The sequence below is a fragment of the Aeromonas sp. 11P genome, from assembly GCF_051920165.1.
In the GTDB taxonomy this organism is placed as follows: domain Bacteria; phylum Pseudomonadota; class Gammaproteobacteria; order Enterobacterales; family Aeromonadaceae; genus Aeromonas; species Aeromonas veronii.
Window position 1 is genome coordinate 1 of the sequence record NZ_JBQBDJ010000001.1, and the last position, 12,794, is coordinate 12,794.

The following is a 12,794-nucleotide window of genomic DNA, read 5'->3' on the forward strand; positions in this document are numbered from 1 at the left end:
CGATATCGATACCCGCCAGCAGCCTTACCAGTTTGTTGCCGCCGACAATGGCATGCCGCAACTGCAAACCCGTCAGGGGCTGGTCAATCCGGTGCAGGTATCGGCCGAAATTCTCAAAAAGCTGGCCGAGCGTGGCGCCCAGACACTCGGGGGCGATCTCGATGGCGTGGTTATTACCGTGCCCGCCTATTTCGATGATGCCCAGCGTCAGGGGACCAAGGATGCGGCTCGTCTGGCCGGTCTGCACGTGCTGCGGCTGCTCAACGAGCCGACCGCGGCCGCGATTGCCTATGGCCTTGACTCCGGTCAGGAAGGGGTGATCGCGGTTTACGATCTGGGGGGCGGCACCTTCGATATCTCCATCCTGCGTCTTGGCGACCGGCGGCGATTCCGCCCTCGGCGGTGATGATTTTGATCACCTGCTGGCGGACTGGATCAAGGAGCAAGCGGGCCTCTCCGGCGAGCTGGATGCCCATCTGCAGCGCGAGCTGCTGGATGTGGCCGCTGCCGTCAAACACGGCCTGACCGATGCCGAGCATGTGGCGTGCACCTTTGCTGGCTGGCAGGGTTCAGTGAGCCGTAGCCAGTTTGATGAGCTCATCACCCCGCTGGTGAAACGGACCTTGCTGGCTTGTCGCCGCGCCCTGCGCGATGCCGGTCTCGAGCAGGTGGAAGTGCTGGAAGTGGTGATGGTCGGTGGCTCCACCCGGGTGCCGCTGGTGCGTGAACTGGTGGGTGAGTTCTTCCAGCGTACGCCGCTGACCAGCATCGATCCGGACAAGGTGGTCGCCATTGGCGCCGCCATCCAGGCCGATATTCTGGTGGGCAACAAGCCCGATGCCGAGATGCTGCTGCTGGACGTTATCCCCTTGTCGCTGGGTCTGGAGACCATGGGGGGCCTCGCCGAGAAGGTGATCCCGCGTAATACTACCATCCCGGTTGCCCGCGCCCAGGAGTTCACCACCTTCAAGGATGGTCAGACCGCCATGGCCATTCACGTGGTACAGGGTGAACGCGAGTTGGTGGCCGATTGCCGCTCCCTGGCCCGCTTTACCCTGACCGGTATTCCGCCGATGGCAGCCGGCGCCGCCCATATTCGCGTCACCTTCCAGGTGGATGCGGATGGTCTGCTCTCGGTCAGCGCCATGGAGAAATCCTCCGGCGTGCAGGCCGAGATCCAGGTCAAGCCCTCTTACGGGCTGGCGGAGCAGGATATCCTCAACATGCTGAGTGCCTCCATTGAGAATGCCCAGCAGGATATGGATGCCCGCATGCTGGCCGAGCAGCAGGTTGAAGCCGACCGGGTGGTCGAGAGTCTCAATGCGGCGCTGGCCGCCGATGGCGATGCCCTGCTCAATACTGCCGAGCGTGCCGAGATTGATGCCGCCATCGCCCATCTGCTGACCATGCGCAACAGCGGCGCAACCCATCAAATCAAAGAAGCCATTGAGGTGGCAGATGCTGTCAGTGGCGAGTTTGCAGCCCGCCGGATGGACGCCTCCATCCGCAAGGTGCTGACCGGACAAAACGTCAACAAGGTGTAATATGCCAAAACTGATCATTCTTCCTCATCCCGTACTCTGTCCGGATGGCGCCGCCCTCGAGGGGCAAAGCGGCGAGACCATTCTGGATGTGGCGCTGCGCAACGGTATCGAAATCGAGCACGCCTGCGAGAAATCCTGTGCCTGCACTACCTGCCACTGCGTGGTGCGCGAGGGCTTTGACTCGCTCGAGCCAAGCGATGAGCTGGAAGACGACATGCTGGACAAGGCGTGGGGGCTGGAGCCGGAATCCCGTCTCAGTTGCCAAGCAAAATTGGCGGACGAGGATCTGGTGGTGGAACTGCCCAAGTACACCCTGAACCTTGCCTCTGAACGCCATTAATTACACATGAGTGAATTGCACGTGCAGCATCCTGTGGTGCTTCAGTGATATGGTGGAAGGCCGTGACCCTCGGGGGCACGGCCTTTTTTGTATTCGTTATTCTCTCTTTGCCAATAAGCTCTTTCCTATAAAGAGTGCTTATACATAGTGCCAGTAAAAAGGAAGCAAACACGATGGCTGACATGATGAAGGTAGCGTTATCCACCCAGGCTGCGGCTGCCTATTGGGGCGAGGGCGCCCAGCTCAGTTTCAATGGCGACGAGGCACTGATCCATCTTGGTGCCGCCGGTCAGGAGAAGGATGTTCTGCGCACCGTTCAGCGCGCCGCCCGTCGCCTCGAATCGAGCGGGATCAAGCGGCTGACGCTGGTCGGTGAAGGCTGGGATCTGGAGCGTCGCTACGCGTTCGCCCAGGGGTTCTACGCCGCCAAGGGAGCGCGTGAACTGGATTTTGGCCAGCAGAGCGACGCGGATGCCCGCGAACTGGATGCGCTGCTCAAGGCGGCTCGCTGGGTACGTGACATCACCAATGGCTGTCCGGAAGAGATCTACCCCATGAGTCTGGCGGAATCGGCCCTGTTGCTCATTCGTGGTCTGGCCGGGGATCAGGTTACTGCCCGCATCACCGCCGGTGAAGCGCTGCGCGAGTCCGGCCATATCGGGATCTGGTCGGTTGGCCGTGGCAGCGAGCGCGAGCCTGTGCTGCTGGAGCTCGACTACAACCCGACCGGTGATCGCAATGCACCCGTGGTGGCGGCGCTGGTGGGCAAGGGGATCACTTTTGATTCCGGTGGCTACTCCATGAAGTCCTCTGACAACATGCTGCCGATGAAGTCCGATATGGGCGGCGCGGCCATGGTGACCGGCGCGCTGGCGCTGGCTATCAGCCGCGGTCTGAACCAGCGGGTGAAGCTCATTCTCTGCTGCGCCGAGAACCTGATCTCCGGCCACGCCTTCAAGCTGGGCGACATCCTCACCTACAAGAACGGCATCTCGGTCGAGATCCAGAACACCGATGCGGAAGGGCGTCTGGTGCTGGCCGATGGCCTGATGGCGGCCTCCGACAGCGGTGCGGCTTATATCCTTGACGCAGCCACCCTGACTGGCGCCGCCAAGATGGCGCTGGGGCGCGACTACAATGCGGTGTTTGCCCTCGATGAGACCGAACAGCAGCGCGCGCTGGCCGCCGCCAAGGTGGAAAACGAACAGGCGTGGGCGTTGCCGCTGGAGCCCTGGCATGCCAGCCAGCTCACCTCGGCTTTTGCAGATCTGGGCAACGTTGCCTCAGCCGAAGGCACGGCCGGTGCCACTACGGCTGCTGCGTTCCTTTCCCGCTTCGTACGCGATGAGGGCAAAGGCTGGGTGCACCTGGATCTGGCGGCCTCCTATCAGAAATCGGGCAACGATCTCTGGGCAACTGGCGCCAAGGGCCACGGTCTGCGCACCATCGCACGCTGGCTGCAGGAGGTGACCGCATGAATGTCTGGTTAAGTCGTGAATTTGCACCGGCCGAGTGGGGGGAGGGGGCGCTGCTCTCTCACCGTGCCGACGGCATGGTGATCCATCTGGTGACGGCCAATCCGCTGCTCGATATCCAGCAGGCGGCCCGTCGCCTCTGCCAGCAGGGGATCCAGAAAGTGACCCTGGCTGGTCATTGGGAGCGTGAACAGCAGTGGGCTTTTGCCCAAGGGCTGCAAACCCCCAAGGCGGAGGTGCAACTGCAGTGGGCCATGTCCTCGGAAGAGGACAGAGAGGAGCTGGAAGCGCGTTGGCTCTGTGGCCGCTGGGTGCGCGAGATGACCAATGCTACCCCGGAGCAGTTGGGCCCGCTGGAGCTGGCGGTGGAAGCGGCCTCCTTTATTACCGAGCTGGCACCGGACAAGGTGAGTCATCGCATTTTGAAAGGCGAAGCGCTGCAACAGGCGGGCTGGGTCGGCCTCTATCAGGTAGGCCGCGGCAGCGAGCGCGAACCGGTACTGCTGGAGCTCGACTTCAACCCGGGGCGTGACCCCAAGGCGCCGGTAGCGGCAGCGCTGGTGGGCAAAGGGATCACCTTTGACTCCGGCGGCTACTCCATGAAGAGCTCCGAGGGGATGCTCACCATGAAGTGCGACATGGGGGGCGCGGCGATTGTCACCGGTGCGCTGGCGCTTGCCATGCTGCGCGGGCTCGACAAGCGGGTGAAGCTGATCCTCTGCTGCGCCGAGAACCTGGTCTCCGGCCACGCCTACAAGCTGGGCGACATCCTCACTTACAAGAACGGCACCACGGTCGAGATTGTGAATACCGACGCCGAGGGGCGGCTGGTACTGGCCGACGGTTTGCAACTGGCGAGCGAGTCCGGCGCACCGCTGATCATCGATGCCGCAACTCTGACTGGGGCTGCCGTGATGGCGCTGGGTGGGCGCTACAATGCCCTGTTTGGCCTCGATAAAGGACTGGTAAGCCGGGCCATGACCTATGCCGACGCCGAGCATGAGCCTGCCTGGCCGCTGCCGCTGGAGCCCTGGCACCGCCAGCAGTGTCCCTCCCATTACGCCGACACGGCCAACAGCCGTCCGGTGAAGGGGGGCGGGCCGGGTGGCGCCTCCAACGCGGCGGGTTTTCTCTCCCGTTTCGTTGCCAACGAAGGGATGGGGTGGCTGCATATCGATCTGGCAGCTTGCTTCAGTGACAATGGCGATGCCCTCTGGGCGCCGGGGGCCAATACCCTGGGGATGCGCACCATAGCGCGGGCCTTGCTGGCGGAAGCCAAATAGGCGAGACAAGGCACCTTCGGGTGCCTTTTTCATGCTGTTCGAATTGTGAACAAAAGATGGGGTTTTGGCGGCTTAAGGTAACTATCGTGCGCAAGCGCACATATTTTCCGGCTCTGCTCGGTCAAGATGAGTGTGGATGTTGATTGCAAGGGAGTGATGTTTAATAAAAAGTTGCTTGTTTGTGTGTTTTTCCGGTTTTTGTTTACGTATAATCGCCAGCGAACATGGATTCTAACAATAAAACTCTGTAGTTAAGGAAAGATATCAATGGCCATCGAACGTACCTTCTCTATCGTTAAACCGGATGCTGTCAGCAAGAACCTGATCGGTGCCATCTATAGCCGTTTCGAAAGCGCAGGCTTGAAAGTGGTGGCATCCAAAATGCTGCACATGAGCAGTGAACAGGCTGCCGGTTTCTATGCCGAGCATCAGGGCAAGCCTTTTTATGACAATCTGGTCAGCTTCATGACCTCTGGCCCTGTCATGGTGCAGGTGCTGGAAGGGGAAGACGCCATCCGTCGCAATCGCGAGATCATGGGGGCTACCAACCCGAAAGAGGCGCTGGCTGGTACCTTGCGTGCCTGTTATGCCGAGAGCATCGATCGCAACGCAGTGCATGGCTCCGATGCACCGGCATCCGCTGCCCGCGAAATTGCCTACTTCTTCTCTGACAACGAGATCTGCCCGCGCGGCTGATTTTTGTGGATGATGACCCAAGGGAGCCTCGGCTCCCTTTGTTGTTTTCGCCGTTTACGCAATATCCCTCTATTCTCCAGGTGGAAAGCCAGACCCATTATTTGTACAATGCCGCCCCCTGACGTCGTCAGCCAATAATTGATGAAGTGTTTGAACTGAGGCCATTGATGAGCGAAACAAAAATCAACCTGCTGGATCTTGATCGGGATGCCATGCGTGCCTTTTTCGTCGAACTGGGCGAGAAGCCATTCCGGGCAGATCAGGTCATGAAGTGGATTTATCACTTTGGGTGTGATGATTTCGATCAGATGACCAACGTTAACAAGGTGCTCAAAGAGCGCCTCAAGGCGATCGCCGAGATCAAGGCGCCCGAGATCAGTCGCGAGCAGCGCTCTGCCGATGGCACCATCAAGTGGGCTCTGCAGGTGGGCGATCAGGAGGTAGAGACCGTCTACATCCCGGAAGATGACCGCGCGACCCTCTGCGTCTCCTCTCAAGTTGGCTGTGCGCTGGAGTGCAAGTTCTGCTCCACGGCTCAACAAGGCTTCAACCGCAATCTGAAAGTCTCCGAGATCATCGGTCAGGTGTGGCGTGCTGCCCGTGTGGTCGGTGGCAAGCGTCCCATCACCAACGTGGTGATGATGGGGATGGGCGAGCCGCTGCTCAACCTCGCCAACGTGGTGCCCGCCATGCGTCTGATGATGGATGACTACGGCTTTGGCATCTCCAAGCGCCGGGTGACCATCTCCACCTCTGGCGTGGTACCTGCGCTGGACAAGCTGGGCGACCAGATCGACGTGGCGCTGGCTATCTCCCTGCACGCCCCGAACGACAAGCTGCGTTCAGAGATCATGCCGATCAACGACAAATACAACATCGAGGAGTTCCTCGCCGGTGTCCGTCGTTACCTGGCCAAATCCAATGCCAACGGTGGCCGGGTGACCGTCGAATATGTGCTGCTCGATCATATCAATGACGATATGCAGCATGCGCACGAGCTGGCCAAGGTGCTCAAGGACACGCCGAGCAAGATCAACCTGATCCCGTTCAACCCCTTCCCGGGCAACCCTTACGGCAAGCCGAGCAACAGCCGTATCGATCGCTTCTCCAAGGTGCTGATGGAGTACGGTTTCACCGTGATTGTCCGCAAGACCCGTGGTGATGACATTGATGCCGCCTGTGGTCAGCTGGTGGGTGATGTGATTGACCGTACCAAGCGAACTATCAAAAATCGGATGCAACAGGATGGGATTTCCGTCAAAATGGTTTAAATGCTAAGCCATTGTATAGACAGGGAATGGATACACGTACATTGATCGTAGTGGCAGCGCTCTGCGCGCTGCCAGGCTGTGTGACCGAGACCACTTACGCTGGCCAGAACTCGACCCAGCGTGAAGTGGGTCCTGACCTCAAGGCGGCTGCCCAAACCCGCCTCGACCTGGGTATCCAGTACCTGCGTCAGGGCAACGCCGAGCAGGCCAAGTTCAATCTTGACCGCGCACTCCAGTATGACCCCTCCAACCCCCAGATCCAGATCGGTTTTGCCTACTTTTACCAGAAGGTAGGGGATTTCAAGGCAGCCGAGACCAATTACAAGAACGCCCTTGCCATGGATCCGTCCAATGCTGACGCAATGAACAACTATGGTGCCTTCCTCTGTGATCGCGGCAGGTATGCCGAGGCAGATCAGGCGTTCAACCAGGCGGTTATTCAGCCAGGCTACGTAAAAATTGCCGATACCTATGAAAATGCGGCACTTTGTGCGCTGCAAAATCGCAGAAATGATAAAGCAGGCGAGTACTATCGCCTGGCCTTGGGGTATAATCCCCGCAATCCAGGGTTATTGCTGGACTTGGCCGAGCTTTCCATGAAAGATGGCAAGCTGCCTGATGTGCAGTCCTACCTCGCCCGTTTTGCCGATGTGTCAGACGAGAACGAGGAGAGTCTCTGGTTGAGACTGCGACTGGCACAGGCGATGGACAAGCCGGCATTACTTCACCAATTCGGGACTGAGCTGGTAAGGCAATATCCCACTTCGCAACAAGCCAAGCGTTATTTAGCCAATGACTATTGAACAGCAACACGATTTCCAAGACGACTCCCAGGCAGTAGGCCCAGGCCAATTGCTGCGCAACGCCCGTGAACAGCTAGGCTGGACACGAGAACAGGTTGCGTCCCGCATTCACCTTCGTCTGACCCTGATCGCCGCTATCGAATCGGATACCTACGACAAGCACACGTCCCATACCTTTATTCGGGGCTATTTGCGTACCTATGCCAAGCTGGTCGGGATCCCCGATGAGACCATTCTGGCTGCTTACGACAAGCTGGGTCTGACTCCTCCCGACAATATCGACATGCAGAGCTTCTCCCGTCGCTCCCGCCAGCAAGCCAACGACAGTCGGCTCAAGGTGGTGACCTGGCTGGTGATCCTGGTGTTGATTGCGCTCTCGGTCGCCTGGTGGTGGCAGAGTACTTCACGCCGCTCCGCCGGTGATGAAGCGCTGGCAGCCACCGAGATGAGTGCAACCAGTTCGACCCCGGCTGAACCTGCTATCACGTCGCCCGATGCGATCAACACAGCTCCGGTGGAAGGCGCTGCCATTGCACCGGCCGCCACGGACGTGGCTGTCCCTGCGGTGGTCTCCGATGCGACTGCTACCCTGGCGCCTGCTTCTGCGGCTGTTGCCCCGACCGATGTCAGCGCGGCTGTCGGCACTGCGACCGATGCTGCGGTATCCGGCGCCAATGGCACCGAATCTGAAGAGGCTGTCGTTGATCCGGCGACTGCGCCGCAACTGAAGATGAGCTTCACCGCCGATTGCTGGCTGGATGTGAAGGATGCCAACGGCAAGACCCTGTTCAGTGGTCTGAAGAAGGCCAACGACGAGCTGGTGCTGGAAGGCGCCGAGCCCCTGAAGTTCATCATTGGCGCGCCCATGGCCGTCAAGCTTGACTACAAGGGGCAGTCGTTTGATATGAGCCGTTACAACAACGGTCGTACAGCTCGCTTCTCGCTGCCTCAGGAGTAATCTGTTTCCCATGTCTTCTCACGAATCACCCATCATTCGTCGTAAATCCAGACAGATCATGGTTGGTAATGTACCGGTTGGGGGCGATGCCCCCATTACCGTGCAGACCATGACCAACACCAAGACCACAGATGTCGCCGCCACCATCGAGCAGATCCAGCGGATCGAGCGGGTCGGTGCCGATATCGTCCGTGTCTCCGTGCCCACCATGGAAGCGGCGGAAGCCTTCCGGCTGATCAAACAGCAGACCCGCATTCCCATCGTCGCCGATATCCACTTCGACTATCGCATCGCCCTGAAAGTGGCCGAGTACGGTGCCGACTGCCTGCGTATCAACCCGGGCAACATCGGCAACGAGCAGCGGGTGCGCTCGGTGGTCGATTGCGCGCGCGACCTCAATATCCCGATCCGTATCGGGGTCAATGGCGGGTCGCTGGAGAAAGATATCCAGGAGAAGTACGGCGAGCCGACCCCCGAAGCGCTGGTAGAGTCCGCCATGCGTCACGTGGACTATCTCGATCGCCTCGATTTCCAGGATTTCAAGGTGAGCGTCAAGGCCTCCGATGTGTTCCTGGCGGTCGGTGCCTATCGCCTGCTGGCCAAACAGATTGAGCAGCCGCTCCATCTGGGCATCACCGAAGCGGGCGGTTTCCGTGCCGGCGCGGTGAAGTCTGCCATTGGTCTGGGCATGCTGCTCACCGACGGCATCGGCGATACCCTGCGTATCTCGCTGGCGGCGGATCCGGTGGAGGAGGTAAAGGTCGGTTTCGATATCCTCAAATCCCTGCGCATTCGCTCCCGTGGCATCAACTTTATCGCTTGCCCATCCTGCTCACGGCAGGAGTTCGATGTGATCGCTACCGTCAATGCGCTGGAAGAGCGGCTCGAAGACATCATCACCCCGATGGATGTTTCCATCATCGGCTGTGTGGTGAATGGCCCGGGCGAAGCGCTGGTCTCCGACCTTGGCCTGGCGGGTGCCGCCAACAAGAGTGCCTTCTATGAAGGGGGCCAGCGGGTCGATCGGCTCGACAACAAGGATCTCATTCCAACTCTGGAGCGCCGCATTCGCGCCCGCGCCGCCATGCTGGATCCCGCCAACCGGATCCCGATGGACAAGGAGTGAGCGAAACAGGGCCACATTGGGTGGCCCTTTTTCCAGGTGACTGATTTTAAATCCCGCATCCGGATTCCCTGATTTTACCTTGGGGGGGAAAATCCCTATAATGCGGCCAAATTTTACCTCTTTTTCTCGAGTATCAACGTGGCAAAACAGATCCAAGCTATTCGCGGTATGAATGATTGCCTGCCGGAGCAGAGCCCGGTATGGCAGAAGGTTGAACAGATCCTGCGCCAGGTCGTTGCAAGCTATGGCTACAGCGAAGTGCGCATGCCGATTGTCGAGCAGACTCATCTGTTCAAGCGCGCCATCGGTGAAGTGACCGACGTGGTCGAAAAAGAGATGTACACCTTTGAAGACCGTAACGGCGACAGCCTGAGCCTGCGTCCGGAAGGGACCGCCAGCTGCGTCCGTGCCGGTATCGAACACGGTCTGCTCTACAACCAGGAACGCCGGATGTGGTACATGGGCCCCATGTTCCGTCACGAGCGTCCCCAGAAGGGCCGTTATCGCCAGTTCCACCAATTCGGTGTCGAGTTGTTTGGCATCAACGGGCCGGACATCGACGCTGAGCTGATCATGCTGACCCACCGTCTGTGGCGTCTGTTTGGCATCAGCGAGCATGTCACCCTGCAGCTCAACACCCTGGGTCAGAGCGCCGAGCGTGCCGCTTACCGCGATGCGCTGGTGGCCTATCTGGAGCAGTACAAGGAGCAACTGGACGAAGAGAGCCAGCGCCGCATGTACAGCAACCCGCTGCGGGTGCTTGACTCCAAGGATGAAAAGGTGCAGGCCATTTTGGCGGGTGCCCCGCGTCTGTTCGACCATCTGGGCGAAGAGAGCCTGGCCCACTTCGAGGGGCTCAAGCGCCTGCTCGAGTCTGCCGGTATCAAATACGAAGTGAACGAGCGTCTGGTGCGTGGTCTTGACTACTACAACCTGACCGTGTTCGAGTGGGTCACCAGCAGTCTGGGTGCCCAAGGCACCGTCTGTGCCGGTGGCCGCTACGATGGTCTGGTAGAGCAGCTGGGCGGTCAACCGACCCCGGCCGTGGGCTTTGCCATGGGCATGGAGCGTCTGGTGCTGATGCTGGAGACTCTTGAGCTCAACGCCGATATCCGCCCGGCAGTGGATGTCTATCTGGCGATGGTGGGCGAGGGGACCGAACAGGCTGGCTTCCAGCTGGCCGAGCGTCTGCGCGATGCCCTGCCGGACCTGCGCCTCATGAGCCACTGCGGTGGTGGCAACTTCAAGAAACAACTCAAACGTGCCGACAAGAGCGGCGCGGCAATCGCCCTGATCCTTGGTGAGACCGAGGTGCAAAACGGGGAGATCACTATCAAATATCTGCGTGGTCAGGCCGAGCAACAGACCGTCAAGGTTGACGCCGCCATTGCCCTGCTGGCAGCCAAAGGAGAGTAAGCTGTGGAAGTCTATACCACCGAAGAACAACAGGTTGAGGTTATCAAGGAGTGGTGGAAAGAGAACGGAACCTCGGTGATTGCCGGGACCGTGATCGGTCTGGTCGGTCTGTTCGGCTGGCGCTATTACAACCAGCACCAGCAAGAGACCATGGAGGCCTCCTCCCACTCTTACAACCAGGTGATTGAGCAGCTTGCCAAGGGCGATGCCGCCGGTTTCGAGCAGGCACAGCAGTTTGTTACCGCCAACAAGGGTGACTCCTACGGTGAACTGGCCGCTTTGCAACTGGCTGCCGCTGCCGTCAAGGCGGGCAAGCTGGATCTGGCTGCCGAGCAGCTGGAGCTGGTGGCGACCACGGGTGACGAGAGCATTCGTCCCATCGCGGCGCTGCGTCTGGCCCGTGTGCTGAATGATCAGGGCAAGGCAGATGAAGCGCTGGCCAAGCTGGCGACCATCCAGAATGACGCCTTCAAGGCGCAGGTAGCCGAAGCCCGTGGCGATGTGCTGCAAAAGCAGGGCAAGACCGAAGAGGCTCGTGATGCCTATCAGGCGGCGGCGGATGCCGGCGGCCTGCAGGGTAGCGCCGAGCTCAAGCTGAAAATGGACGATCTGGCCCTGCCGGCCGTTGCGACTGGTGAGGCACCGGATGCGTAATCTATTCAAGATGGTGGCGCTGGGGGCTGCGGTCTCCTTCGCTCTGCAGGGTTGCTCCCTGTTCAGTTCCGAAGAGGATCTCAACCCGATGGCGCCGCTGCCCAAGGTTGAATCTGCCTTCACTGCCGACACCGCATGGTCATCTACTGTGGGTGATGGCATCGGTGACTTCTACTCCCAGCTCAAGCCGGTGGTGGAAGAGGATCGCATCTACGCGGCGGCCCGCGACGGCGATGTCAGCGCTTTTGACCGTGCCAGTGGCGATCGCCTCTGGACCGTCGATCTGGCCGACCTGCCGGTCAACGCCGACAAGCGCAGCGCCCGCCTCTCCGGTGGTCTGGTCTCCCGTTACGGCAAGCTCTTCCTCGGCTCCGAGAACGGGGTGGTCTACGCCCTGAACGAAGAGAACGGTGAAGTGCTCTGGCAGACCAATGTGCCCGGCGAAGTGGTGGCAAGCCCTGCGGTGGAAGATGGCCGCGTGGTGGTGTTGACCACCTCCGGTCGCCTGATCGCCCTCGACACTGATGAAGGCAAGATGCAGTGGTCGCTCTCCGAAGAGCAGCCGCCGCTGACCCTGCGCAGTGCCGGTGCACCGGTGATCACCAACGGCGCCGTGATTTACGGTCGTGCCGATGGCAAGGTGGGCATCGCCCTGCTGAGCAATGGCCAGCCTGTGCGCCAGTCCAAGGTGGCTGATCCGCGCGGTGCCACCGAGCTGGACCGCATGGTTGACGTCGATGCCAGCCCGCTGATTGCCGGTGATGAGCTCTATGCCATCGCCTACAACGGTCAGTTGATGGCGCGCAAACTGATGACCGGCGATGAAGTGTGGAAGCGTAAGTATTCCGGCTATCGCGATCTGGCGATGACCGGTAATGCCATCGTGCTGACCGATAGCCGCAGCCATCTGTTTGCCATCGACCGTCGCAACGGTCTGGAGCTGTGGTCCAACACCCAGCTGGAAAATCGTACCGTCACTGCACCTGTCATCTTCGGTGACTATGTGGTGGTGGGTGATGTGGAAGGATACCTGTATTGGCTTGATCGTACCGACGGTACCATCAAGGCGATGCAGCAGCTCGATAGCAGTGGTCTCTATGCCGCCCCGCTGGTGGATGGCGAGACCCTGTATGTGCAGAGCCGTGACGGCAAGTTGTACGCCCTCAAGCGTCCTTGATCGTCCGATAATGTGAATATCCGGCTCCTGGTCTTCGGACCCGGAGCCTTT

General features: G+C 59.8%; 11 protein-coding genes and 1 pseudogene. All 12 read left to right on the top strand.

The window, feature by feature from the left end; genetic code table 11:
- A pseudogene (gene hscA / locus ACTG1P_RS00005) lies at positions 1-1,544 on the top strand (Fe-S protein assembly chaperone HscA); the annotation flags it as partial.
- A gap of 1 nt (position 1,545) precedes the next feature.
- The gene (gene fdx, locus ACTG1P_RS00010; RefSeq protein ID WP_005333808.1) at positions 1,546-1,884 is read left to right on the top strand and encodes an ISC system 2Fe-2S type ferredoxin; all 339 of its coding nucleotides are present in this window, start codon (positions 1,546-1,548) and stop codon (positions 1,882-1,884) included.
- A gap of 173 nt (positions 1,885-2,057) precedes the next feature.
- The gene (gene pepB / locus ACTG1P_RS00015; protein WP_440000149.1) at positions 2,058-3,362 is read left to right on the top strand and encodes an aminopeptidase PepB; all 1,305 of its coding nucleotides are present in this window, start codon (positions 2,058-2,060) and stop codon (positions 3,360-3,362) included.
- A complete protein-coding gene (pepB, locus tag ACTG1P_RS00020; RefSeq protein ID WP_005344853.1) occupies positions 3,359-4,642 on the top strand; it encodes an aminopeptidase PepB in 1,284 nt (427 codons plus the stop codon). Before pepB (ACTG1P_RS00015) ends, pepB (ACTG1P_RS00020) begins: the two co-directional genes overlap by 4 nt.
- 267 nt (positions 4,643-4,909) lie before the next feature.
- Entirely contained in the window at positions 4,910-5,338 is a 429-nt protein-coding gene (gene ndk / locus ACTG1P_RS00025; protein WP_005333805.1) for a nucleoside-diphosphate kinase, read from the top strand.
- Positions 5,339-5,505: 167 nt separating this feature from the next.
- Positions 5,506-6,609 (top strand): bifunctional tRNA (adenosine(37)-C2)-methyltransferase TrmG/ribosomal RNA large subunit methyltransferase RlmN, encoded by a 1,104-nt coding sequence (locus ACTG1P_RS00030; protein ID WP_005344856.1) that lies wholly within the window; start codon positions 5,506-5,508, stop codon positions 6,607-6,609.
- A gap of 11 nt (positions 6,610-6,620) precedes the next feature.
- Positions 6,621-7,412: a PilW family type IVa pilus biogenesis/stability lipoprotein TapF gene (gene tapF, locus ACTG1P_RS00035; RefSeq protein ID WP_440000150.1), complete on the top strand. Its 792-nt coding sequence runs from the start codon at positions 6,621-6,623 to the stop codon at positions 7,410-7,412.
- Complete coding sequence (gene rodZ, locus ACTG1P_RS00040; protein WP_440000151.1) at positions 7,402-8,370, top strand: cytoskeleton protein RodZ; 969 nt, start codon at positions 7,402-7,404, stop codon at positions 8,368-8,370. The genes tapF and rodZ overlap by 11 nt, the downstream gene beginning before the upstream one ends.
- A 10-nt stretch (positions 8,371-8,380) precedes the next feature.
- Positions 8,381-9,496 (top strand): flavodoxin-dependent (E)-4-hydroxy-3-methylbut-2-enyl-diphosphate synthase, encoded by a 1,116-nt coding sequence (ispG, locus tag ACTG1P_RS00045; RefSeq protein ID WP_005333801.1) that lies wholly within the window; start codon positions 8,381-8,383, stop codon positions 9,494-9,496.
- A 138-nt stretch (positions 9,497-9,634) separates the two neighbouring features.
- Positions 9,635-10,912: a histidine--tRNA ligase gene (gene hisS / locus ACTG1P_RS00050; RefSeq protein WP_005351051.1), complete on the top strand. Its 1,278-nt coding sequence runs from the start codon at positions 9,635-9,637 to the stop codon at positions 10,910-10,912.
- 3 nt (positions 10,913-10,915) lie between these two features.
- Positions 10,916-11,566, top strand: a complete 651-nt coding sequence (locus ACTG1P_RS00055; protein ID WP_236341807.1) for a YfgM family protein — start codon at positions 10,916-10,918, stop codon at positions 11,564-11,566.
- Positions 11,559-12,743 (top strand): outer membrane protein assembly factor BamB, encoded by a 1,185-nt coding sequence (gene bamB, locus ACTG1P_RS00060; protein ID WP_005333796.1) that lies wholly within the window; start codon positions 11,559-11,561, stop codon positions 12,741-12,743. Before ACTG1P_RS00055 ends, bamB begins: the two co-directional genes overlap by 8 nt.
- The last annotated feature ends 51 nt before the right edge of the window (positions 12,744-12,794 follow it).

What these genes read in the sequence shown, in the direction of transcription:
- ndk (WP_005333805.1), top strand. Translation starts at nt 4,910, where the DNA reads ATGGCCATCGAACGTACCTTCTCTATCGTTAAACCGGATGCTGTCAGC.
- pepB (WP_005344853.1), top strand. Translation starts at nt 3,359, where the DNA reads ATGAATGTCTGGTTAAGTCGTGAATTTGCACCGGCCGAGTGGGGGGAG.
- bamB (WP_005333796.1), top strand. Translation starts at nt 11,559, where the DNA reads ATGCGTAATCTATTCAAGATGGTGGCGCTGGGGGCTGCGGTCTCCTTC.
- ispG (WP_005333801.1), top strand. Translation starts at nt 8,381, where the DNA reads ATGTCTTCTCACGAATCACCCATCATTCGTCGTAAATCCAGACAGATC.
- ACTG1P_RS00030 (WP_005344856.1), top strand. Translation starts at nt 5,506, where the DNA reads ATGAGCGAAACAAAAATCAACCTGCTGGATCTTGATCGGGATGCCATG.
- pepB (WP_440000149.1), top strand. Translation starts at nt 2,058, where the DNA reads ATGGCTGACATGATGAAGGTAGCGTTATCCACCCAGGCTGCGGCTGCC.
- rodZ (WP_440000151.1), top strand. Translation starts at nt 7,402, where the DNA reads ATGACTATTGAACAGCAACACGATTTCCAAGACGACTCCCAGGCAGTA.
- fdx (WP_005333808.1), top strand. Translation starts at nt 1,546, where the DNA reads ATGCCAAAACTGATCATTCTTCCTCATCCCGTACTCTGTCCGGATGGC.